Consider the following 24019-nt stretch of genomic DNA (forward strand, 5'->3'; position numbering starts at 1 on the left):
TACTGACTCCAGGCGCGTGATACTATCAGAACGGCCGCGGACAAAACATCGCCCACCGCCACTTCAGATTGCAATCCCCAACCCCGTCACCCGGTTACCGCCTTAGCGCGGAGAGGGCGGGAGGGCTAGAGGTTTTTTGGGGATATTTAATTGTGCGAATGATTTGACTAGGAACGGCAATAACTCGGAGCGGATTGTCAGTCGTTCAGAGAACCTGTCGGGCGCCCAAAAGGGAAGCCAATAGATGTCACGATGTGACGATCCGGCTTCACCACGGCGCAGCACGCTGCAACAAGCTTGTCGCAATAGCTATGAGTCGCTGACGGCGGTGCCGATCAGGTCTGCCGAAGCGGTTTTGGCCAGCCCCTAGGCTCACAGCGTTCCACAAATGACGCCAGCCTGTCGCGACCGAGCCGAAATCTCAATAGTTGGGCACGTGGTTTTGGCTTTCCGCTGTTTCTGCGGTGCAAGTATTCTTAACTGAGTCATGCCAGAATCATCTGAATTTCCGAATGTTTGCGGGCGAACACGCCGGAGCGAACAAGACACGCTGTCGAGTTGTTGATGACGAAGCCGAATGCCGTTCCGATGAATGATCTCAAGCGTCTGTACCAGCGCTATGAGGTTGAAATCGCGCGCGAAGTAGCAGGCACGCTGCGGTCCGGATGGTGGCTCAATGGCGCGGCAGGGAAGCGATTCGCAGCGAACTTTGCGACGTTTGCAGGAGCCTCGGATTGCATCCTCGTCGCCAACGGAACGGACGCCCTTGAACTCGCTTTACGCTCTATCGTCGGGCTTGGCGATGCGCATGGACGCGAGGTGATCGTGGCGGCGAATGCCGGGGGATATGCCAGTTGCGCGTGCTGGCACAACGACCTCATTCCACACTATGTCGATATCGAACCAGCTAGCCAACTTGCAAGCGTCCAATCGGTGCTGGAAGCGGTGAGTACCGATACCGCTGCGATTGTCGTTACCCATCTTTACGGCGGCGTGGTCGATGTACCCGCTATCCGGGCAGGACTTGTCAATGCCGGGATGTCGCACATACCAGTCATCGAGGATTGCGCCCAGGCACATGGGGCTCGCATCGGGGGTGAAACGGCTGGATCGCTTGGAGACATCGCCACCTTCAGCTTCTATCCGACCAAGAATCTCGGCGCGATGGGTGACGGCGGCGCAGTCCTCACCTCCAACCCAAGACTGGCGGAGCGCGTTCGTCAGCTTCATCAGTATGGCTGGAGTTCCAAATACCATGTAGCCCTACCGGGAGGGCGCAACTCTCGCATGGACGAGGTCCAGGCCGCGATTTTGGATGTACTTCTTCCGGACTTGAACAGCCGCAACGAAAAACGCCGGGCCATCCTTGGCCGATTTAAGGCCGTTACCGGGCGCCGGCTCAAATTCCTCGACGGCGGCAACGGCGCCGTCGCACACCTCGCGGTCCTGCTGTGTGACGACCGGGACGCGTTCCGCACCTTCATGAAGGAACGCGGCGTCGATACCGATGTCCACTATCCCGTGCTCGATTGCGATCAGGTTGGTTGGGCTGCCCTGCCCATGAAAGGGACCGAAAATCTTGCGATCTCCCGGGCAAGCATCAGTCGTCTCTGTTCCGTCCCGTGCTACCCGGACATGACGAATGATGAGGTCGAGCAAGTGTGCGGGGCCCTCGGCGAATGGGAGGCAATGTGACTGCGCGCTCTCTTGTTTTTCCCATTTACCGCAATGAGCCGAACATCCCTTCCCTGTTGCAGGCCGTCGCCAATTTCGACGCCACGTATGAGGGCGACATCGAGTTTGTCTTCGTCATCGATGGGTCGCCCGACCAGTCGGGCGGCCTGCTGGTCCGGGCCTTGAAGGGCGCCAGCTACAGATACAAGATCATCTTCCACAGCCGGAATTTTGGCTCCTTCACGGCCATTCGGACGGGGCTCGAGCACGCGTCCGGCAAACATGTGGCCGCGATGGCTGCCGACCTGCAGGAGCCGCCCGAACTCATTGTCGAATTCTTTTCGATGCTGGAAAAGGACACGGCCGACGTTGTGTTTGGCCGCAGAACCGGCCGCGACGACCCCCTTCTGACACGTTTCCTGTCCCGGGCCTTCTGGAGCGTTTACCGCAGGCTGATTTTGCCCAGCATGCCGAGCGGCGGCGTCGATATATTTGCCTGCAACCGCCAGGCGCTCGATGCGATCCTGTCAATCGAGGAGCCAAACAGCTCGCTTGTGGTTCAGCTGTTCTGGGTCGGGTTCAGGCGGGAGTTCGTGCCTTACCGGCGGCGCGAGCGGGAGCATGGGAAGAGTGCCTGGGGTATTGGGCGCCGGCTCAGATATATGATGGATTCGATCTTCTCGTTTTCCGATTTTCCGATCGTTTTCGTACTCTGGGTAGGAATTGCGGGCTGCGTGCTCAGCCTTGTGTTTGCCGCGATCACCGTCGTCGCCCGCTTGCTGGGCAAGATCGATCCGGCCGGATACACGACCCTGGTGCTGCTGATCGTGGGGTTTGGATCAGCGATCCTCGCGGTGCAAGGCATTCTTGGCTGTTATCTTTGGCGGGCGGTTGAAAACACCAAATCGCGCCCATTGCGGATAATAAGTCACATTGTTGACGGGACGTCCGCATGAACGACAAACCGTTTTTTGTCCATGACCACGGTATCTGCGAAAGCACGCGCGTCGGCAATGGCACGCGCATATGGGCGTTTGCCCATGTCCTCCCAGGGGCCGCGATCGGCGCGAACTGCAACATCTGCGATCACGTCTTTATCGAAAACGACGTGAGCGTCGGCGATGACGTCACGATAAAAAGCGGCGTTCAGCTATGGGACGGCGTCCGGCTGGGCAACCGCGTGTTCGTTGGCCCGAATGCAACCTTCACCAACGACCGCTTCCCGCGTTCGAAACACTATCCGGAGCAGTTTCTCCAGACGGTCGTCGAGGACAGCGCGTCGATCGGCGCCAACGCAACGATCCTGCCGGGCATAACGATCGGCCGCCAGGCGATGATCGGCGCCGGCGCCGTGGTCACCAAGAACGTCCCGGCAAACGCCGTGGTCGTTGGAAATCCCGCCGTCATCGTCGGCTATCAGACCGGCCCGCAGGTCGAGCCTGTGATGACGCAAGCGGCCCCCGGCGCTGCAGGCGACAGGATGGCGCTGGGCGTCGGCGGATGCGAGCTCTGGCGGCTGCCGCACTTCAGCGACCTTCGCGGCGAGCTGGCCCCGCTCGAGTTCGGACACAACCTGCCGTTCAAGCCCTTGCGCTCGTTTCTCGTTTACGGCGTCCGTTCCGACAAGGTCAGGGGCGAGCATGCGCACCGCCAGTGCCACCAGTTCCTGATTGCCACCCATGGCCGCCTGTCGGTGGTCGTCGATGACGGCCACGACAGAAAGGAAGTGTCGCTGGCAGATCCCTCGGTCGGGCTCTATCTGCCGCCCGGCGTGTGGGGCATCCAGTACAAGTTCCAGCCGGACACGGTCTTGCTCGTCATGGCCTCGCATCCATATGACGCAAGCGATTATATCAGGGACTATTCGGATTTCCTCGCGACGGTCGGGCCGGATGGCCGCTGACCGGATAGGCTCGGATGTGCTCCGTTTTCTTGCGGCGGGAGGACTGAACACCGCGCTGACGAGTGCCGTCTACTTTGCCGGCCTGACGATCCTGTCGTCGGGCGTTTCCTACTCCATTGCCTGGCTGGCAGGCCTCGCATTCGTGATGGTGTTCTATCCGGACCGCGTCTTTCCCGGCGGTCGCACCGGCTTGACGGACCGGCTGGCGGTCGGCGGCTCGGTCGCGGTGGTATTTGTAGCCGGGTTGGCGACTCTTCATTTTCTTGAGCGGGCGCTGCAAAGCCGAGCGGCGGCATTCTTTGCAACGCTTGTCGTCACGACGATGCTCAATTTCCTGGTTTCCCGATGGATACTGCGCAGACGATACTGATACGCCCCTCCTCGATCCGGGCGACGCTGTCGGTGGCCATGATGCCGGCGTATTCGGCAGGCTGAGTCGTGCGGGTGAAGCGCACGATCATGGTGCGCCCGCATCCTCGGACGGATTTCCGATACGGCTTCTACGTCTGCGGTCATTGGGCAGCACTGAACTCCAGGCGTGAGGACATGCATACCAAAACTGCGCCGGACCGACCATCGTCCGCCACCATTCTAGATTGCAAAACCCCAACCTCCGTCACCGGCTACCTCATCAGCGCGGAGCGGGCGGGAGAGCCATAGATTTTTTGGCCTCCCACCCATGCCAGAGTTGCAAGATTACTGCGCGCCTACCAGCTTGGGCAAAGTTAGAGCGCTTCACCGTTTCAGTGAAACGGTGAAGCGCTCTAATGTCCCCAAACGGCCAGTTCGTTGCCGGCCGGATCGGTGAAATGGAATCGCCTGCCGCCGGGAAAGGCGAAAATCGGCTTGACGATGGTGCCGCCGGCGCTCTCCACCGCATCCAGCGTTTCCTCGAGGCTCTCGGAATAAAGCACCGGAAGCGGCTTGGCCGGCGCCTCCCCGGCATCTGCCTGGAAGCCGCCGTCGAGCCCTTCGGCAAAGGCGGCGTAAGTCGGACCGTAGTCGGTGAACGACCATGAAAAGGCGGCGCTGTAGAAAGATTTGACGCTGTCCAGCGTGCCGCCCGTCGCCGGCAGTTCGAGATGGTCGAGTTTTCCGTTGAGTTTCATCACGCTACTCCACTGCGTTCCCGTTATGTTCTAGATCGGCCGTTTCCCTCCGGCAAGTCTTTTTGACGCAGCTTTTGCTTAATCGATTGTAGCCGCGGTGGTTGCTTGCCGGTGCCTTGCCTTTCGCAGTGCAGCATCCTATCGCTCGGGAGCGGGGGAAGGCGGGAAACGGCCATCATCCGGATGTTTCTATCTTCCACGAACTGGAGGGCAAGCATGACCAAGTGGGTTTACACCTTCGGCGACGGCGCCGCCGAGGGCCGTGCCGGCGACCGCAACCTTCTCGGCGGCAAGGGTGCCAATCTGGCCGAGATGTGCAGCCTCGGGCTGCCGGTGCCGCCCGGTTTCACCATCACCACGGAGGTCTGCAACGCCTATTACGCCAACGGCCGCACCTATCCCGGCGGGCTCGAGACGGATGTCGTCTCCGCTCTCGACCATATCGGCCGGATTACCGGCCGCCGCTTCGGCGACCCGTCGAAGCTGCTTCTGGTCTCCGTGCGCTCCGGTGCTCGCGCCTCGATGCCCGGCATGATGGATACGGTGCTCAATCTCGGCCTCAACGACGAGACGGTCGAGGCCTTGGCCGCCGATTCCGGCGATGCGCGTTTCGCCTATGACAGCTACCGCCGCTTCATCCAGATGTATTCCGACGTGGTCATGGGCCTGGACCACGAAGTGTTCGAGGAAATCCTCGAGGACCAGAAGGCCAGTCTCGGCCATGAGCTCGACACCGGCCTGACGGCCCGGGAATGGCAAGGCGTGATTTCGCTCTACAAGGCCAAGGTCGAGGAAGAGCTCGGCAAGCCGTTCCCGCAAGACCCGCAGGAACAGCTCTGGGGCGCGATCGGCGCTGTGTTCTCGAGCTGGATGAACAATCGCGCCGTCACCTACCGGCGCCTGCACGACATCCCGGAAAGCTGGGGCACCGCCGTCAACGTCCAGGCCATGGTATTCGGAAATATGGGCGACACGTCGGCCACCGGCGTCGCCTTCACGCGCAATCCTTCGACCGGCGAAAGGCAGCTCTACGGCGAATTCCTGGTCAATGCCCAGGGCGAGGACGTGGTGGCCGGCATCCGCACGCCGCAGAACATCACCGAGGCGGCGCGCATTGCCGCCGGCTCCGACAAGCCGTCGCTGCAGAAGCTTATGCCGGACGCCTTCCAGGCTTTCGTCGACATCTCCGACCGGCTGGAAAAGCACTACCGCGACATGCAGGATCTCGAATTCACCATCGAGCGCGGCAAATTATGGATGTTGCAGACCCGCTCCGGCAAGCGCACCGCCAAGGCTGCGCTGAAGATCGCCGTCGAGATGGCGAAGGATGGGCTGATCACCAGGGAGGAGGCGGTCGCCCGCATCGATCCGGCCTCGCTCGATCAACTGCTCCATCCGACCATCGACCCGAATGCCGCGCGCGATGTCATAGGCATGGGCCTGCCGGCGTCGCCCGGCGCCGCCACCGGCGAGATCGTTTTTTCCTCCAGCGATGCCGAGGACGCCAGGGCGCAAGGCCGTAAGGTAATCCTGGTGCGCATCGAAACCAGCCCGGAGGACATCCACGGCATGCATGCCGCCGAAGGCATCCTCACCACGCGCGGCGGCATGACCAGCCACGCCGCGGTGGTGGCGCGCGGCATGGGCAAGCCCTGCGTGTCCGGCGCCGGCTCGCTGCGTGTCGACTACAAGGCCGGCACGCTGCTCTCGATGGGCCAGACCTTCCGCAAAGGCGACATCATTACTATCGACGGCGGCAACGGCCAGGTGCTCAAAGGGGCGGTCGCCATGCTGCAGCCGGAGCTGTCGGGCGATTTCGCCGCCATCATGGAATGGGCCGACGCCACGCGCCGCATGAAGGTGCGCACCAATGCCGAAACGCCGCTCGACGCCCGCATGGCGCGCTCCTTCGGTGCCGAGGGCATCGGCCTTTGCCGCACCGAGCACATGTTCTTCGATGGCGACCGTATCGTCGCCATGCGCGAGATGATCCTGGCCGACACCGAGAAGGACAGGCGTGCGGCCCTGGACAAGCTCCTGCCCATGCAGCGCTCGGACTTCCTCGAGCTGTTCGAGATCATGGCCGGCCTGCCGGTGACGATCCGCCTGCTCGACCCGCCGCTGCACGAATTCCTGCCGAAGACCGAGGCCGAGCTCGCCGAGGTCGCCGCCGCCATGAACGTTTCGGCCGACAAGCTCAGGCAGCGCACGGAAGCCCTGCACGAATTCAACCCGATGCTCGGCCATCGCGGCTGCCGGCTCGCTGTCTCCTATCCCGAGATCGCGGAGATGCAGGCGCGCGCCATCTTCGAGGCGGCGGTCGAGGCCGGCCGCAAGGCCGGCGCGCTGGTCGTGCCGGAGATCATGGTGCCGCTGGTCGGCCTGGTGAAGGAGCTGCAATACGTCAAGGCGCGCATCGATGCGGTCGCGCAAAGCGTCATGCAGGAGACCGGCACCAAGATCGATTATCTGACCGGCACGATGATCGAATTGCCGCGCGCGGCGATCCGCGCGCATGTCATTGCCGAAGCGGCCGAATTCTTCTCCTTCGGCACCAACGATCTCACGCAGACCACGTTCGGCATCTCGCGCGACGATGCGGCGTCCTTCCTCGAAACCTACCGGCAGAAGGGCATCATCGAACAGGATCCGTTCGTGTCGCTCGACATTGACGGCGTCGGCGAGCTGGTGCGGATCGCGGCCGAAAAGGGCAAGGCGACGCGGCCGGGTATAAAGCTCGGCATCTGCGGCGAGCACGGCGGCGATCCGGCCTCGATCCGTTTCTGCGAGGAGGTCGGCCTCGACTACGTGTCGTGCTCGCCCTACCGCGTGCCGATCGCCAGGCTGGCCGCTGCGCAGGCGGCAGTGGCGGCAGCGAAGGGCGCGGCAAAACGCGCCTGACGGGCTTCGGCCAGCGGCGTCCCGATACATTACGACTTTGTATGCAATGTCACGCGAACGTGCGCGTGACGGCCCTGAATCTCGACACCGTTCCAAGCGACTTTTCGACACCGAATTTATTTGTGTCGGAAAACCCATGTTGCAGATTTCACCGTCCGTTTACCGATCGATCCTGATCCTGCAGACCAAGTTCATCGGCGACATCGTGCTTGCCTCGGCGTTGGCGAAGAACCTGCAGCTTCAATATCCGGGCGTCAGCATCGTGTTTCTCTGCGAAGCCCATTTCGCCGGCTTCCTGACTGCCCATGGCATAGCTTCCGAGGTCGTCCCCTTCAGCCGTGCCAAGATGCGTGGCTCGCCGCTCGAGCGGGGGCGCGAGCTCTTCCGCATGGTGCGCACGTTGCGGCAGCACCGTTTCGACATGACCGTCGACATCACAGATTCCAAGACCTCGCGGATCATTTCCGGCCTGGTCAACGCTCCGGTCAGGGTCGGCTATTTTCCGACGGAGCGGCCTTTGCGCTGGCACGAGCGTCAACCCGCCAACGTCAGGATGAAGCCGTTCGGATTCGGCAAGAAGCACTATCTCTACCGTTATTTGTCTCCGCTGGAGGCGCTGGGCATCGATCTGCGCGTCAGGGCGCCGGCCATCCGGCCGCTGCCCTTCGAGACGACGCGCGTCCTGGCCTTGCTCGCCAGGCACCAGATCCAGCCAAACGCTTTTGTTGCGGTCCATGCCGGAGCAAGCTTCGCGGGGCGGCGGTGGCAGCCGGAGCGCTTTGCCGAGACAATCGACAGGATCGCCCGCGAAACCGGCCTGCGCGTGGTCCTGGTCGGCGGTCCGGACGAGGTTGAGGCGACCGACAGGATCATGGCCGCGGCGAAGACGCCTGTCATCAACCTGGCGGGCACGTTGCGGCTGGAAACGCTGCTGGCGCTGCTCAGGGAGGCGCGGCTGTTTCTCGGCAACGAAAGCGGACCGATGCATATGGCAGCCGCGGCCGGAACGCCGGTCGTCGGCCTGTTCGGCCTCACCAACCCGGTCCTTTGGGCGCCGGTCGGCGTGCCCAGCATTTCGTTGCGGCCATCGATGCCTTGCGACTGCATCGGGGGCGACCTGTGCCGCCGAACCGACCCGAGCAAGGCATGCTGCGTCTGGCGCCTGGAGGTCGATCCGGTGGTGGACGCGACGCTGGAACTCTTGGCGCGCACCGAGATGGTCCTGGAAACCGCGGTCTGACATTTGCTGGAAATTTTGGACCGCCCGTCGGCTGCGTCCCGCCTCTTTGCGCAAAGCCAGGAAAACGTGTGAAACGGTCGGGTCCTGGGACTTCGCCTTAGCCTTCCGTCCGGAATTGCGTCAAAGACGACGAAATAGCGCATTCTTCGCGGTTTCCGAGAAATGGTGAAACGCTCTATCGGCGCGCGAGAGTCCGATGGTCCGCGACCGAGTCGTCTTGTATAAGATCACGTGAAAATGCGCGCGTGATGGTTACACATGTCGACGTCTCAACCCAGCTTCGCGAACTCCGATCCGTCCGGCGCCCGGACACCGACGTTGCGGGCTCCCTTCGCGGTCCGCTCGATCCTGATCCTGCAGACGAAGCACATTGGCGATCTCGTTCTTGCCTCCGCGCTGGCGAAGAACCTGCAGCTCGAATGTCCCGACGCCCGCATCGTCTTCCTCTGCGACGCCCGCTTCGGCGGTCTCCTCACCGCCAACGGCATCGCCTCGGAGGTTGTGACCTTCCGCCGTTCCCATATGCGCGGCACGCCGCTGCTACGCCTGCAGGAGCTCGTTCTCACGCTCTTTAAGTTGCGCCGTAACCATTTCGAGATGGCCATCGACATCACCGACACCAAGACGTCGCGGTTCATCTTGGGGCTGGTCGGCGCACGGGTTCGGGTGGGATATCACCCGTCCGAGAGGCCCCTGCATTGGTTTGCGCGCCAACCTGCCAATGTGAAGGCAAAGCCGTTCGGCTATGGCGAGCAGCACTTTCTCTATCGTTATCTTTCGCCGCTGGAGGCGCTTGGCGTCGACCTGCGCGTGCGGGCTCCCGCCTTCCGGCCGCTGCCGTTCGAGACGACGAAAGCCTTGGCGCTGCTGGACAAGCTGCACCTTCGGCCGAACGCCTTTGTCGCCGTGCATGCCGGGGCAAGCTTCCCTGGGCGCCGCTGGCAGCCCGAGCGCTTTGCCGCCGCAATCGATCGGATAGCGGCCGAAACCGGTCTCGACGTCGCCCTGGTCGGCGGCCCGGACGAGAACGAGGTGGCCGAGAAGATTCTGGCGACTGCGAAGACGCCGATCGTCAACTTGGTCGGGGCGCTCCCGCTCGAAACGTTGCCGGCGCTGTTCAAGCAGGCGCGGCTGTTTCTCGGCAACGACAGCGGCCCCATGCACATGGCTGCCGCGGTCGGCACTCCCGTCGTCGGCCTGTTCGGCCTGCAGAGCCCGATCCATTGGGGGCCAGTCGGCGCGCCGAGCATCGCGGTATGCCCGTCCATGCCTTGTGACTGTGTCGGTGGCGACCTGTGCGAACGGCCCGACCCCAACAAGGCCTGCTGCGTCTGGCGCCTGGAGGTCCACGCGGTCGTCGAGGCCGTGCTCCAGTTGCTGGCCCGAACCGAGATGCCTCTGGAAGCAGCGGTATAGGCGAAAGCAAATTTTCGCGATTGCTGTTTTTACGCTGTTTGCCGTCCCGATTTTCGCCTAGATGCCGGTCTTCTAGAGACAAGTTTTTGGCGCGGCGCGAAGATGGTGCCGAGCGTGCCGGTTTGGAATGAATGATGGGTCTGCTTCGAAACTCCCTTTGCGCGATGGTGCTGTTCGCGGCGTCGGCGGGCAATGCCGCGACGCTGCTCGAGCCGACGCTGCATCTGAAGCCGCAGGGCGTTGAAGGTGGTGGTCGCGTCGCCTTGACACTCGATGCCTGCGGCGGAAAGACCGACACAAGGATACTTTCGGCGCTTGTCGACAACAGGATACCGGCGACGATCTTCGTTACCGGCATCTGGCTGAAGCGCAATGCCGAGGCCGTCGAGATCATGCGGGCGCATCCCGACCTGTTCGAGTTGGAAAATCACGGCGGCCGCCATATTCCGGCGGTCGATATGCCGCGGAAGATCTTCGGCATCCGCAGCGCCGGCAGTCCGGACGCCGTGCAGGCCGAGGTTGAATCCGGCGCCGCCGCCCTGGTTGGCGCGGGCGGCCCTGCGGCAAAATGGTTTCGCGGCGCCACCGCCGAATACAGCCCCTCGGCGATCGCCATGATCCGCAGGCTGGGCTTCAAGATCGCAGGCTTCTCGGTCAATGGCGACGGCGGCTCGCTGCTCGGCGCGAAGGAGACGGCGCGCCGCATTGGCGCCGCCAAGGACGGCGACGTCATCATCGCCCACATCAACCAGCCGACCCATGCCGCCGGCGAGGGCGTGGTTCAGGGGCTGCTGGCCTTGAAGCAGAAGGGCATGACCTTCGTTCGCCTCGACGATGCCGAGGGCGTCGGCAATGACGGCACCACGGATTGAGAGCGCGGCGCGAGGTGGCGACGGCTGAATTTTGGTAGCCACATCCTTCCGAGATTGACGTAAACGCCCTCCCTTTACGGCTCAGTCCGGCGTGGCTTCGACCGTCACCTTGTTCGTGTAGAACGCGCCGTGATTGCGGATCTCGACCATTTCGTCGAACGGATGCTCGTAAGCCCACATCGCGTTCTCGCCGGCTTCGCCGGCTGGCTGGACGCTCCAGTAGCTGGCATCGCCCTTGTATGGGCAATGTGTCGAATGGTCGGTCGGGGCGAGCTTGCCGAAATCGATATCGTCGAACGGGATGTAGAAGACGGCCGGGTAAGGTGGCTCCGAGAGAACCTTTGCCGCAGTCGATGTGGCGATGATCCTGTCGCCCGCGCGGACCGTGACGGTGCCGCGATAAGGTTCGACCGTGATCACCTTGTCCCGGTTGCGCTGGAAGCCGGGCGCTGGATTGGTAAGCTTGTCCATGAATGGTCTCCTGGAGCAATTCCAGGAAAAGTGCGTTTTTCCGTCCGGAATTGCGTCAAAACGAAGAGAGAACGTTTCGTCGTTTCCGCGAAACGGTGAAACGTTCTCAGGGGGGACTTACATGTGTCGGCCAAGCGCGTCGCGCAAGCGCGCGTCCCGCTTGTCGTCATCACCATTCATTGAACGTCTGCTTCCGGTCGTCAGGCGGCCGTCTTGAAGGCATCCATGAGGCCGGCATAGGCGGCGGCAATGCCCGCGACCGGATTGGTGCTTCTCGCCGCCGTCTCGACCTTCAGCGCGCCGCCGGTGGTCGGCAGCGTGAGCAGCAGGAACTGGCGGTTGTCGGCGCTGCCGATGCAGGCCGCGGCGACATGCTCGCCCTCGGCGCCGTTTTCAACGCGCATCTTGAACAGCAGCGTTCCGCCGACGGCCTCCAGCGCGCCGCCGACGACTTCGGCAAATTCATCTTCGGAAACGGTTTTGATGTCCGGCGTCAGATCGTCCAGACTTTCGGCAAGCGTGCTTTCGAGGGCTTTTTCGTCGAGCTGCGCGTCCATGCGAATCTCTCCATTCGCCAATCTCACCCAGCCCGTTAATGAAGCTTAACGGCGACGATGGCCGGATTATGGCGGTTTTGCCTGGCCTTTCGATCCATCCACCGGCTTCGACTTATGGCGGCTGGACAAACCGCCGGTTCGTTTCACAATGCGTGAAACAAATGGCGCGAATGCGCAAAGGGAGGAATTGATGCTCGGATTGATGCAGGAATGGCCGCTGCTTTGCCATAAGCTGCTCGACCATGCGGAACGCCAGCACGGCAGCCGGGAGGTCGTGTCGCGTTCGATCGAGGGCCCGATCGTGCGCACCACCTTTGCCGAGATCCATCATCGGTCGCTCAAGGTGGCGCAACGGCTGGAGCGCGACGGCTTCAGGCTCGGCGACCGCATCGCGACTCTCGCCTGGAACACGGCTCGCCATATCGAGGCCTGGTACGGCATCATGGGCATCGGCGCGATCTACCACACGCTCAACCCGAGGCTTTTTCCCGAGCAGATCGCATGGATCATGAACAATGCCGAAGACAAGGCGATCTTCGTCGACCTGACTTTCGTGCCGATCCTGGAAAAGATTGCCAGCGCGGTCCGGTCGCTGACAAAGGTGATCGTGCTGACCGACCGGGAGCATATGCCGCAAACGTCGCTGACGAACGCCGTCGCCTACGAGGAATGGCTGGCCGAAGCCGACGGCGCCTTCGCCTGGAAGACGTTCGACGAGAACACCGCCGCCGGCATGTGCTACACGTCGGGCACGACGGGCGACCCGAAAGGCGTCCTCTACAGCCACCGCTCCAATGTCCTTCACGCCATGATGGCCGCCATGCCCGACGCCATGGGCATGTCCACCCGGGACGTGATCCTGCCGGTCGTGCCGATGTTTCACGCCAACGCCTGGGGGCTCGGTCAGAGCGGGCCGATGATCGGTGCCAAGCTGGTGATGCCGGGCTGCAAGATGGACGGCGCTTCGATCTATGAACTGCTCGACACCGAGAAGGTGACGTTCAGCGCGGCCGTGCCGACCGTATGGATGATGCTGCTGCAATATCTTGAGGAAACCGGCAAGAAGCTGCCTCACCTGAAGAAGGTCGTCATCGGCGGGGCGTCCTGTCCGCGTGCCATCACCGCCAAGTTCCAGGACAACTACAACGTGCAGGTGGTGCATGCCTGGGGCATGACCGAGATGTCGCCGCTGGGCACCCTGTGCACCTTGAAGCCGCAACATGAGATGCTGACCGGCGAGGCGCGGCTCGATGTCCAGGGCAAGCAGGGTTTTCCCCCCTTCGGCGTCGAGATGAAAGTGACGGACGACGACAACAACGCGCTGCCCTGGGACGGCAAGACCTTCGGACATCTCAAGGTGCGCGGCCCCGCGGTGGCCCGAGCCTATTATGGCGGCGCCGGCGCCGAGCAGTTCGATGCGGATGGTTGGTTCGATACCGGCGATGTCGCCCATATCGACGCCAGCGGCTATATGCAGATCACCGATCGCGCAAAGGACGTCATCAAGTCCGGCGGCGAGTGGATATCGACCATCGATCTCGAGAACCTTGCCGTGGGCCATCCGGACGTGGCGGAGGCGGCGGCCATCGGCATCCCGCACTCCAAATGGGGCGAGCGGCCTTTGCTCGTCGTCGTGCGCAAGCCCGGCAAGGAGCCGACCAAGACCGACATTCTCGCTTTCATGAGCGGCAAGGTGGCGAAGTGGTGGATGCCCGATGACGTCGCCTTCGTCGGCGAAATTCCGCACACCGCCACCGGCAAGATCCAGAAGACCAGTTTGCGCGACCAGTTCAAGGATTACCGCCTGCCGACGGATTGACGAAAAATGTTCGATCTTTCGGCTTCAAGCCGGCGCCAAAAACCGCTAACTCTCGGCTCGGGTTGGGGCGACACGGCAAAGAATGGCATCTATTCCTGAACGGCAGACGTCAAGGGCGGCCGGCTGGTCGCGGCGGATCGGGGCATTCTCTCTCGTCTTTTTGCTCACCGCCGTTGCCGCTTACCGGCTGGGTCTCGTCGAGACGCCGCCTTTCCTGTGGGTACTGGCGCTCGTGGCGCTGCTGGCCGCGCTTGCCCTGTTGCTGGCAGGTCTCGGCCTGGCGAGGGTCTGGAGCTTCGGCGATCGCGGCGGCCGCGATCTCTCCATCGGCGCGCTGCTGGCCCTGCTCGTGCTGGCACCCTACGGCGTCGCCGTCTACTGGGCGACGATCTATCCGCCGCTGCGCGACATCTCGACCGATCTCGACGATCCGCCGGTGCTGGACACCAGCGACCGCACCGCCGACATGAACGAGTTGTCGCCGCCGACCCCAGGCGAGCAGAGCCTGCAGGCCGATGCCTATCCGCTGGTCAGCGGGCGCAGCTACAATCTGCCTTTCGAAACCGTCGTCGACGCTGTCGAAACCGTGCTCGACCGCCGCGACTGGCAATTGACGGCGCCTTATCCCGACATCAACGGCCAGAGCGAAGCGACAATCAACGCGCTGGCCAAGGGCTTCGTGCTCGGATTGCCGGCCGACGTCGCCATCCGCATCACCGACGACGGCGAGCAGGTCATCGTCGACATGCGCTCGGCCTCGCGCTACGGCCGCTACGACCTTGGCGACAACGCCGCCCGCATCACGGATTTCCTCGGCGAGCTCGACCAGGAGGTCGCGGGGCAGGTCGGCGCGGCGCCGGCTGAGTGATCACGCGGCGGGGCTGAAAATGCCGTCTATGGCCGGATCGCCGTCCGTGACGACCAGGCCGCGCGCGACCAGATCCTCGAGATGGGCAAGCACCGACAGGCCGGCAGCGCCGTGCAGCCGCGGGTCGGTGTCGCGATAGATCGCCGCAACCATCTCCGCGATCGTCCGGTCCCCGGCGCGGATGCGTTCCAGGATCGCCCTTTCGCGCATCTTGCGATGCGTCTTCAGTCCGCGCATGAAGCTTTGCGGCGCGGTCACAGCTCCGCCGTGGCCCGGCAACAGCAAACGATCGTCGCGCGCCAAAAGCTTGTCGAGGGAGCTCATATAGTCGGCCATGGCGCCATCCGGCGGCGCGACGATCGAGGTCGACCAGGCCATGACATGGTCGGCTGAAAACAGGGTTCCGGTCCCCTCGAGGGCAACCACGGCGTGGTTGGCGGTGTGGCCGGGCGTCAGCACGGTGCGGATGGCCCAGCCGTCGCCCTCGGTCAGCGCATTGTCGGCCAGCACGACATCGGGAACGAAGGCGAGATCGGCGCTGGCGTCGAGCGGATTGACCTCGCCGATGCGCAAGGGGCGCGCCGGCCGATGCGGGCCTTCGGCAAGCGTCGGGGCGCCGGTCAGCTCTTTCAATCGCGCCGCGAGCGGCGAATGGTCGCGATGGGTGTGGCTGACGAAGATGTGGCTGACCGGTCGGCCGCCGATCGCCTTGAGCAGCGTTTCGAGATGGGCGTCGTCTTCCGGCCCCGGATCGATCACTGCCAGCGTGTCGCTGCCGACGAGATAGCTGTTGGTGCCGTGGAAGGTGAAAGGGCCCGGATTTCTTGCGGTGATGCGCAGCACATCCGGCGCAACCGAAACCGCCCGGCCGTAGGCGGGATCGAAGCTGGTGTCGAATTCAAGGGCCATGCCTGCGGGCTCCGTTGCGATGCGGCAAAGTGATTGCCGTCCGATACGGAAGCCAATATAGGAAAATCAATGCATGTCTCCCAAAACCGCGCAGCGGTTTTGGGAGACATGCATCAAGACAATTTTTAAAGCGCGTCGCCTGAATGCGTTTCTGCGCGATGCGCTTTAAGAGCCAGCTGATCAGCCACCCGGCAAATCAGCCAGAATGGGGAAGACCATGGCAACTGCAACCACGATGCGCCCGCTTGTTTCTCTCACGCTGCCGGATCGGGGTGTTGCCAGGCTGGCGACCCAGCTCTTCCTGGCGCTCGCCGGAACCCTGCTGCTGACGCTTTCGGCCAAGACCAAGGTGGTGCTCGGCCCGGTCGACATCTCGCTGCAGACGCTGGCCGTGCTGTTGATCGCCTCGGCATTCGGCCTGCGCCTTGCCGTCGCGACGCTCCTTCTCTACCTCGCCGAGGGCGCTTTTGGTCTGCCGGTCTTCCAGGGCACGCCGGAAAAGGGCATCGGCATTGTCTATATGCTGGGCTCCACGGGCGGCTATCTCGCCGGCTTCGTGGTCATGGCGGCGATCGCCGGCTGGGCCGCCGACCGCGGCTGGGACCGCGACCCGTTCAAGCTGTTCGGCGCCATGCTGGCGGCGGAGGTCGTCATGATGGCCATGGGCTTTGCCTGGCTGGCCACGCTCATCGGGCCGGAAAAGTCCTGGCAGTTCGGCGTCCTGCCCTTCATCGTCGGCGACCTGATCAAGGTGGCTTTGGCCGCCAGCCTGGTGCCGGCCGTGTGGACATTGCTCAAGCGCGGCTGAGAACAATCGACGAGAAAAGGGCCGGCGGGCGACAGGCGCCTGCCGGCCCTTTTTCATGGCGCTGTCGGATTTCGCTCGAAACCGCCTTACGCCGGATGATAGAAAGCGATGAAGTAACGTCGGAAAGCAGTCAAAGCCGACATTGACAAGCCAGCGCCCGAAAACTAAGCACGGGCAACTTGGCGTCGAGGCGGGGGCCGCGGTAGTTCAAGGAGAGCTTGTTGAAAGGAATTATCCTTGCGGGTGGCAGCGGAACACGTCTTTATCCGCTAACATTAGCAGTTTCTAAGCAAATACTGCCGATCTACGACAAGCCGATGATCTATTACCCGCTGAGCGTGCTGATGCTCGCGGGAATTCGCCAGGTTCTGGTCATTTCAACTCCGCGCGACTTGCCGGTTTTCCAGGCGTTGCTGGGCGACGGTTCCGAATTCGGGCTGGAATTGTCCTATGCCGTGCAGGCGCAGCCCAACGGCCTCGCCGAGGCCTTCATCATCGGCCGCGACTTCATCGGCAAGGACAGCGTGTCGATGATTCTCGGCGACAACATCTATTTCGGCGGCGGCCTGTCGCAACTCTGCCGCGAGGCGGCGAAGCGCGACGGCGGCGCCTCGGTCTTCGCCTATTATGTCGACGATCCCGAGCGCTATGGCGTGGTCTCCTTCGACAAGGCCACCGGCAAGGCCCTGACGATCGAGGAGAAGCCGCAAAGGCCGAAGTCCAACTGGGCCGTGACCGGTCTCTATTTCTACGATAACGATGTGGTCGACATCGCCTCGACGATCCGCCCTTCGGCGCGCGGCGAGCTCGAGATCACCGCGGTCAACAATGTCTATCTCGAGCGTGGCGAATTGCATGTGCATCGCCTCGGCCGCGGCTATGCCTGGCTGGACACCGGCACGCATGACAGCCTGCTCGAGGCATCGTCTTTCGTGCGCACGATCGAGCATCGCCAGGGCATCAAGATCGCGTGCCCGGAAGAAATTGCGCTGGAACAGCACTGGATCGGCGCCGACAAGGTTCTGGACCGTGCCGCGCGGCTCGGCAAGAACGAATATGCCGCCTATCTGCGCCGGCGGGTGGCCGATCTGATGGAGGAACGCGGTGCTTGAGGTCAGGCGGCTCGGCCTCGACGGCGTGCTGGAGATCGTGCCGAAGCGGCATGGCGACGCGCGCGGTTTTTTCAGCGAGACCTGGAATGCCGAGCGCTTCGCCGAAGCCGGCATCGATCTCGCCTTCGTGCAGGACAATCATTCCTATTCCGTCGCGGCCGGCGTGCTGCGCGGCCTGCATTACCAGCTGCCGCCGCGCGCGCAAGCCAAGCTGCTGCGCGTCATCCGGGGCAGCGTGCTCGATGTCGCGGTCGACATCCGCCGTTCTTCGCCCACTTTCGGCAAATGGGAAGCGCTGGAGATATCGGCCGAGAAGGGCAACCAGGTCCTGGTGCCGAATGGGTTCGCGCATGGTTTCGTCACGCTCGTGCCGGATACCGAGGTGCTCTACAAGGTGACCGACACCTATTCGCCCGAACATGACCGCTCGATCCGCTTCGACGACCCGGCGATCGGCATCGCATGGCCGGAGATCGCGGGCGGCTTCCAGCTTTCGGACAAGGACCGCAACGCGCCGCTGCTCGGCGCGGCGGAGGTGTTCGCGTGAGGAGGGACGGCGGCATGAATTTCCTGGTCACCGGCGGCGCCGGCTTCATCGGCTCGGCCGTGTGCCGGCATCTGTGCGCCAATCCGGCCTACCGCGTCACCAATCTCGACAAGCTCACCTATGCCGGCAACCTCGCTTCGCTGAGGCCGATCGAGAACGCGTATAATTACCGCTTCGAGCAGGCCGACATCTGCGACGAGCGCGCGGTGCTGGAGATCCTGCGCCGCGACGATATCGACATCGTCATGAACCTCGCCGCCGAGAGCCATGTCGACCGCTCGATCGACGGTCCAGGCGCCTTCATCGAGACCAACATCGTCGGCACCTACCGCATCCTGAACGCCGCGCTGGAATATTGGCGCGGCCTGTCCGACGAGCGCAAGGCGGGCTTCCGCTTCCACCATGTCTCGACCGACGAGGTCTTCGGCGACCTGCCTTTCGACGGCGGCATGTTCGTCGAGGAGACGCCCTATGCGCCGTCCTCGCCCTATTCGGCCTCCAAGGCGGCCTCCGACCATCTGGTGCGGGCCTGGCACGAGACCTACGGCCTGCCGGTGGTGCTTTCCAACTGCTCCAACAATTACGGCCCCTATCATTTCCCGGAAAAGCTGATCCCGCTGGTCATCCTCAACGCGCTCGACGAGAAGCCGCTGCCCGTCTACGGCGCCGGCGCCAATGTGCGCGACTGGCTGTTCGTCGAGGATCACGCGCGCGCCCTGGAGCTGGTGGCGACCAGGGGGCGGCCGGGCGAGAGCTATAATGTCGGCGGCAATTCCGAGCGCACCAATCTCGGCGTCGTCGAGGCGATCTGCGACCTGCTCGACCTTAGGCGGCCGCGCGCCGGCGGCAAGCGCTATCGCGAGCTGATCGCCTTCGTCACCGACCGCCCCGGCCATGACCGGCGCTATGCGATCGACGCCTCCAAGATCGCGCGCGACCTCGGCTGGGCGCCGCGGGAGGATTTCGACAGCGGCCTGGCCCGGACCGTCGACTGGTATCTCGACAACAAATGGTGGTGGGGGCCGATCCGCGAGCAGCGCTACGACGGCGCACGGCTGGGCCGGGCTACGGTGCACCCGGTCGAGAACGCCCCGGTCGAGAACGCCCCGATCGGCAATGCCCCGATCGGCAACGCAAAGACCGAAAATGGCCTGGCCGGGAACGCGGCCGAGAGCAGGAAGGTGACCACGTGAGGCTTGCCGTCACCGGACGCGAAGGCCAGGTCGCCGCAAGCCTGGTCGAGGCGGCGCGGGGCCGCGACGATCTCGAGGTCGTCGCCGTCGGCCGCCCGGCACTCGACCTTGCGCAGCCCGACACGGTGTTCGCAGCCCTTGAAGCGGCAAGGCCCGACCTCGTCGTTTCCGCCGCCGCTTACACCGCCGTCGACCAGGCCGAGGACGACAAGGACCTGGCCTTCGCGGTGAACGCCGCCGGCGCCGGCAAGGTGGCGCAAGCCGCGGCAAGGCTCGGCGTCCCCGTCATCCATCTGTCGACCGACTATGTCTTCGACGGCGCCAAGGACGGCGCCTATGTCGAGACCGACCCGACCGCGCCGCTCGGCGTCTACGGCGCCTCCAAGCTCGCCGGCGAGGAGGCGGTCGCCGCGGCCAACCCGCGCCATCTCATCCTGCGCACGGCCTGGGTCTACAGCCCCTTCGGCAGGAACTTCGTCAAGACCATGCTGAGGCTGGCCGCCGAGCGCGACGAGATATCGGTCGTCGCCGACCAATGGGGCAATCCGACCTCGGCGCTCGACATCGCCGACGCGATCCTGCATGCGGCGCCGAAGCTGGTCGACGACAGCAATGTCGCCGCCTTCGGCGTCTATCACCTGGCGGGCGAAGGCGACATCAACTGGAGCGGCTTTGCCCGTCACATCCTCGACACAAGCCGGGCGTTTGGTGGCCCGCACGCGAGCGTGCGCGATATCGCGACGGCGGACTATCCGACCAAGGCCAGGCGCCCGCAAAATTCGCGGCTGTCGAGCGCGAAGTTTGCAACCGTGTTCGGGTGGCAGGCGCCGGGGTGGCGGGTGTCGGCTGAGAGGGTGGTTCGCCGGCTGGGGAGCGGCGAGACGAAACAGGCATTGAGTGCATGAACAAGCATCCAGCACCGGAGCAACTGCGCGAAGCGAGCGCGCAGTCGGCCGATCAAGCGGCGCCGAAGAAGGGCGCGAAGGCTAAGTCACCGAAGACCAAGCCGGCGAAGCGCACCTGCATCATGGTGCTCGGCATGCACCGCTCGGGGACGAGCGCGCTCACGAGGGTATTAAACCTCTTGGGGGCAGAGTTGCCCGATCGAGTCATTGCCGCGGACGACAACAATATCAACGGTTATTGGGAGCCCACGAGCCTCAATACTCTTAATGAGAAAATGCTCAGGGATGCTGGCAGCAGTTGGGATGACTGGCGGCCCTACGATGTAACAAAACTGTCGGAGGAGCGTAGGGAATTTTATCGAAGCGAAATCACTCGCATCATTGGCGAAGAATACGGCGCTGCGCCACTATTCGTCATCAAAGAACCGCGTATTGCACGTTTCGCTGAAATATACGCCGACATCCTGCAGTCGCTGCAAATCGATGTCCGCTATGTCCTCGTGTCCCGGAATCCGTTGGCGGTCGCCTCATCGCTCGAAAAGCGCGGCGGCTCAAGCCAGGGATTTGGGACACTTGTGTGGTTACGTCATGTGTTGGATGCCGAGCAAGCTAGTCGCGGCAAGCGCAGGGCATTGGTTTCATATGAAGCGATTGTCGAGAACTGGCGGCCCTGCCTGCAGACGATCGCAGACACGCTTTCGCTGGACTGGCCGAGATCCCTTGATGACGCGCAATCGGACGTCGATGCCTTCATCTCATCCGCGAACCAGCACCATCGGGCAAGCCAGGGTGAACTCGATGCGAGCACGACGGTTGCAGGCTGGGTAAAGGACAGTTACGCCGCCCTTCAATCTCTGGAGCGCAACCCATACGATCAGCAGGCATCCAGGACATTGGATCGTGTGAGACGCGCGTTCGATTCGGTCTCCACGACTTTCGGTGATGCTGTCTATCCCGACCGCCATGCTCTCCAAGCCGCCCTGACGGAAGCTGATAGTCACATACAGCGTGTCACTTCGGAAAGCGCCGCCGAAATTGAAGCTACCAAGCAGGCATTGGAACGGCAGGGAATTGAGTTTCAGTCGCGCGAAGACAGCCTGCGGACTCAGCTGGAACAGCAAGGCATCGAGTTCCTGTCGCGCGAAGATAGTTTGCAGAACCAACTGAGGCAGCAGAGGGCTGAGTTTCAGTCGCGTGAAAGTAGGTTGCAAGACCAGCTGAAAAAAGCACGTGGCTTGGCGAATGAGCATCGCAAGAAGGAAAGGCACTTAGTTGAGATGTTGGAGCAGGAGCGAGCAGTGGCCGCTCTAGCTAAAGTCGGGCAACTCGCCGAAATGCGCGACGACTTAGCCAGTATGCGACGCACGCTGGAAGCGGCGACGGCCATCAACGGAACGCTTTCCATTGCTCAAGCTGAACGCCAACAACTGGAAATCGCACTCGCCCGCAGCCAAGCCGAAGTCGCGAGCTACGCAAATGCAATTATGGAAATGCGCGATAGTACAAGTTGGCGTATTACCGGCCCTATTCGCGCTATAAAGTATTTACTGGTCAATCCAGTTGGTTCCGTTCGCGCCCTACTTGGGTTTGGAAGGCGGGTTGCGCGTCGCCTGCCGATTCCAATCTACATGAAGCATTCTGTCAAAATGCGCCTTCTACGATATGGCGTAGTGCGAAAGGCGGGGAGTTTGTCTCGTCAAGAGGCGACCGGTAGCTTGGCGGGTAGCAGCGCACCTGTTGCTGCTGCTCCGTTAGTTCTCAGCAGCAATCCTAACGTTGAGGCCGAATACGTTCGTCAAGTTCTTGCAATCGCGAAGCGTCCGGCGGGCACGGACCTGGATTATGTACCGCGCTCCGAAGAGGTCATCGACTTCGCGCGTTCGCCATTGAAGACAATAGCGTTCTACCTGCCTCAGTTTCACCCGATAGCCGAGAATGACGAATGGTGGGGAAAGGGGTTCACGGAATGGACCAATGTCGCAAAGGCAGTCCCTCAATATATTGGTCATTATCAACCACATATGCCTGGCGAATTGGGATTCTATGACCTGCGAATCGTCGATGTCATGCGGCAGCAGGCAGCCTTGGCCAAGTCCTATGGCGTGGCGGGATTCTGTTTCCACCACTATTGGTTCGGCGGCAAAAGGCTACTTGAGAAGCCGGTCCGGCAATTCCTCGAGAACACGGATATCGACGTCGAGTTCTGCCTGTGCTGGGCCAACGAAAACTGGACGCGGCGATGGGACGGTCAAGAGCAAGATGTGCTGATGGCGCAGCAGCACTCACCAAGCGACGACGTGGCTTTTTTAGACGACATCCTTCCAGCACTCCGTGATCGGCGCTACCTGCGACATGAGGGTCGCGCAGTTCTCATCGTCTATCGCGCCAGCCTGCTTCCCGATTCCGCCGCGACAGCGGCCCGTTGGCGGGAGCGGGCTAAAACCGCAGGCGTCGGCGATCTGTATCTCGTCGCAGCGCAAACGTTTGGAATATTGGATCCACGCCCACTTGGCTTCGATGCAGCTATCGAATTCCCTCCGCATATGGGAATGGCATCTGGTCTCAACGGCCAGCTGAAAATCGTGAATCCAGATTTTCGTGGTCAGATCTACGACTACGAAGAGCTTGCCGCATCATACGGCCAGAAGAAGCGTCCCCCTTACCAGCTTATCAAAACCGTAAGCCCCAGTTGGGACAACGAGGCGCGCAAGCCGGGTAGCGGGCACAGTTTTTATGGTGCTAATCCGGCTTCGTATGCCAAGTGGCTTAGGAACGCGTGTGACATCACCGTGGACAACCTAGCGCATGATCCAACTCAACCGCCGTTAGTGTTCGTAAACGCATGGAATGAATGGGCCGAAGGTGCGCATTTGGAGCCCGATCGAAAGTTCGGGTACGGCTATCTGCATGCCACAGCCAATGTGGTGCGAGACTTCATCGCGCCGGACCCGCGCCTCGTCCGACTGGTTGAACAGTCTCAGAAGACATTTCGCAAGCGATCGAAGTCGGCGATTGTTCTGCACTTGCATTATGACGACCTGTTCGAGGAAATGCGCGAAAGCCTCTCGAACGCTGGTGGTGCCGACCTTTTCGTTGCGTTGCGACGCGACGCTTCGGGCAATGCTGCCGAGCGCGTCCTCAGCGCTTTCCCTAACGCGCGCCTTTCGTATTTCCGCAACCGCGGCCGCGACATGCAGTCGTTTCTCCAGCTTTTGCCACTTCTTCTAAGCGAAGGCTACGAACTGGCCTGCAAGGTGCATAGCAAAAAATCGCTGCATCGGCTTGATGGCAATGCTCTTAGGACCAGCGCGTTGAGCAGCCTGTTGGGATCGGTAAAACACGTTAAGCAAATTGTGCGACGTTTCGAAAAGGACCGCAAATTGGGGCTGTTGGCACCGGCCGGAACACTCCTCGATCTAAGTGAGCTGGACAGAAACATTCTCAATCGCAATTGGTTGGACCGGCTGTTGCCCAGGCTCGGAATGCAGGCTCAAGTCGGTCGTTACGACACTGTTTTTCCTGCGGGGTCGATGTTCTGGTTCAGACCGAAAGCTCTTAAGCCGCTTGCAGATCTATCGCTAGGTCCTGACGATTTTGAGGATGAGGTCGGGCAGATCGACGGAACGCTCGCCCATGCAATCGAACGACTGACCGCCGCCGTGGCTTTGCGCGAAGACTACTCAGTCGGCGAAACTGATACTCACTAAAGGATAAA

The 24019-nt window shown here is 62.4% G+C and carries 20 protein-coding genes; 16 read left to right on the top strand and 4 right to left on the bottom strand.

The annotated features are described in order from the left end of the window. Nucleotides 1-564 precede the first annotated feature (564 nt). From FJW05_RS20400 to FJW05_RS20415, 4 genes are read left to right on the top strand one after another with little or no spacing between them, the layout of a single operon-like run. Nucleotides 565-1695, top strand: coding sequence for a DegT/DnrJ/EryC1/StrS family aminotransferase (locus tag FJW05_RS20400; RefSeq protein ID WP_140635198.1), 1131 nt, complete (start codon nt 565-567; stop codon nt 1693-1695). Continuing rightward, nucleotides 1692-2630, top strand: coding sequence for a glycosyltransferase family 2 protein (locus FJW05_RS20405; RefSeq protein WP_210239106.1), 939 nt, complete (start codon nt 1692-1694; stop codon nt 2628-2630). Before FJW05_RS20400 ends, FJW05_RS20405 begins: the two co-directional genes overlap by 4 nt. After that, entirely contained in the window at nt 2627-3577 is a 951-nt protein-coding gene (locus FJW05_RS20410; protein WP_140635202.1) for a WxcM-like domain-containing protein, read from the top strand. Before FJW05_RS20405 ends, FJW05_RS20410 begins: the two co-directional genes overlap by 4 nt. Next, nucleotides 3567-3947: a hypothetical protein gene (locus FJW05_RS20415; RefSeq protein ID WP_140635203.1), complete on the top strand. Its 381-nt coding sequence runs from the start codon at nt 3567-3569 to the stop codon at nt 3945-3947. Before FJW05_RS20410 ends, FJW05_RS20415 begins: the two co-directional genes overlap by 11 nt. Nucleotides 3948-4341: 394 nt before the next feature. Here the strand turns inward: FJW05_RS20415 and FJW05_RS20420 are convergent, their stop codons facing one another. Continuing rightward, nucleotides 4342-4686, bottom strand: coding sequence for a VOC family protein (locus tag FJW05_RS20420; protein WP_140541580.1), 345 nt, complete (start codon nt 4684-4686; stop codon nt 4342-4344). A 216-nt stretch (nt 4687-4902) separates the two neighbouring features. Here FJW05_RS20420 and ppdK point away from each other — a divergent pair, with 216 nt between their 5' ends. The 4 genes from ppdK to FJW05_RS20440 all read left to right on the top strand — a co-directional run bounded on the left by ppdK (nt 4903) and on the right by FJW05_RS20440 (nt 11115). After that, nucleotides 4903-7587 carry a pyruvate, phosphate dikinase gene (ppdK, locus tag FJW05_RS20425; RefSeq protein WP_140635205.1) on the top strand — a complete coding sequence of 895 codons (2685 nt, stop codon included), beginning with the start codon at nt 4903-4905 and terminating at the stop codon, nt 7585-7587. Between the two features lie 136 nt (nt 7588-7723). After that, complete coding sequence (locus FJW05_RS20430; protein ID WP_140635207.1) at nt 7724-8827, top strand: glycosyltransferase family 9 protein; 1104 nt, start codon at nt 7724-7726, stop codon at nt 8825-8827. A gap of 318 nt (nt 8828-9145) precedes the next feature. Continuing rightward, nucleotides 9146-10243, top strand: coding sequence for a glycosyltransferase family 9 protein (locus FJW05_RS20435; RefSeq protein WP_246673565.1), 1098 nt, complete (start codon nt 9146-9148; stop codon nt 10241-10243). A gap of 134 nt (nt 10244-10377) precedes the next feature. Beyond that, nucleotides 10378-11115, top strand: coding sequence for a polysaccharide deacetylase family protein (locus tag FJW05_RS20440; protein ID WP_140635211.1), 738 nt, complete (start codon nt 10378-10380; stop codon nt 11113-11115). 81 nt (nt 11116-11196) lie between these two features. Here FJW05_RS20440 and FJW05_RS20445 read toward each other — a convergent pair whose 3' ends face one another. Further along, nucleotides 11197-11586, bottom strand: a complete 390-nt coding sequence (locus tag FJW05_RS20445; RefSeq protein ID WP_140541576.1) for a DUF427 domain-containing protein — start codon at nt 11584-11586, stop codon at nt 11197-11199. A 200-nt stretch (nt 11587-11786) separates the two neighbouring features. Beyond that, nucleotides 11787-12143 (bottom strand): hypothetical protein, encoded by a 357-nt coding sequence (locus FJW05_RS20450; RefSeq protein ID WP_140635213.1) that lies wholly within the window; start codon nt 12141-12143, stop codon nt 11787-11789. Nucleotides 12144-12333: 190 nt separating this feature from the next. Here FJW05_RS20450 and FJW05_RS20455 point away from each other — a divergent pair, with 190 nt between their 5' ends. After that, on the top strand, nt 12334-13962 hold the full coding sequence (locus tag FJW05_RS20455; protein ID WP_140635215.1) for a fatty-acid--CoA ligase: 1629 nt from the start codon (nt 12334-12336) through the stop codon (nt 13960-13962). A gap of 82 nt (nt 13963-14044) precedes the next feature. After that, complete coding sequence (locus tag FJW05_RS20460; protein ID WP_140635217.1) at nt 14045-14830, top strand: DUF1499 domain-containing protein; 786 nt, start codon at nt 14045-14047, stop codon at nt 14828-14830. Here the strand turns inward: FJW05_RS20460 and FJW05_RS20465 are convergent, their stop codons facing one another. Then, the gene (locus tag FJW05_RS20465; RefSeq protein WP_140635219.1) at nt 14831-15739 is read right to left on the bottom strand and encodes an MBL fold metallo-hydrolase; all 909 of its coding nucleotides are present in this window, start codon (nt 15737-15739) and stop codon (nt 14831-14833) included. A 217-nt stretch (nt 15740-15956) separates the two neighbouring features. Here FJW05_RS20465 and FJW05_RS20470 point away from each other — a divergent pair, with 217 nt between their 5' ends. The 6 genes from FJW05_RS20470 to FJW05_RS20495 all read left to right on the top strand — a co-directional run bounded on the left by FJW05_RS20470 (nt 15957) and on the right by FJW05_RS20495 (nt 24011). After that, the gene (locus tag FJW05_RS20470; protein WP_140541571.1) at nt 15957-16547 is read left to right on the top strand and encodes a biotin transporter BioY; all 591 of its coding nucleotides are present in this window, start codon (nt 15957-15959) and stop codon (nt 16545-16547) included. Between the two features lie 221 nt (nt 16548-16768). Next, nucleotides 16769-17659 carry a glucose-1-phosphate thymidylyltransferase RfbA gene (rfbA, locus tag FJW05_RS20475; protein WP_140635221.1) on the top strand — a complete coding sequence of 297 codons (891 nt, stop codon included), beginning with the start codon at nt 16769-16771 and terminating at the stop codon, nt 17657-17659. Beyond that, nucleotides 17652-18206, top strand: a complete 555-nt coding sequence (rfbC, locus tag FJW05_RS20480) for a dTDP-4-dehydrorhamnose 3,5-epimerase (RefSeq protein WP_140635223.1) — start codon at nt 17652-17654, stop codon at nt 18204-18206. Before rfbA ends, rfbC begins: the two co-directional genes overlap by 8 nt. A 14-nt stretch (nt 18207-18220) precedes the next feature. Beyond that, nucleotides 18221-19399: a dTDP-glucose 4,6-dehydratase gene (gene rfbB, locus FJW05_RS20485; protein WP_246673567.1), complete on the top strand. Its 1179-nt coding sequence runs from the start codon at nt 18221-18223 to the stop codon at nt 19397-19399. Next, the gene (rfbD, locus tag FJW05_RS20490) at nt 19396-20304 is read left to right on the top strand and encodes a dTDP-4-dehydrorhamnose reductase (protein WP_140635225.1); all 909 of its coding nucleotides are present in this window, start codon (nt 19396-19398) and stop codon (nt 20302-20304) included. Before rfbB ends, rfbD begins: the two co-directional genes overlap by 4 nt. Continuing rightward, nucleotides 20301-24011: a glycoside hydrolase family 99-like domain-containing protein gene (locus tag FJW05_RS20495; protein WP_140635227.1), complete on the top strand. Its 3711-nt coding sequence runs from the start codon at nt 20301-20303 to the stop codon at nt 24009-24011. The genes rfbD and FJW05_RS20495 overlap by 4 nt, the downstream gene beginning before the upstream one ends. Nucleotides 24012-24019: the final 8 nt, after the last annotated feature.

Source organism: Mesorhizobium sp. B2-9-1 (genome assembly GCF_006439455.1).
Lineage (GTDB): Bacteria > Pseudomonadota > Alphaproteobacteria > Rhizobiales > Rhizobiaceae > Mesorhizobium.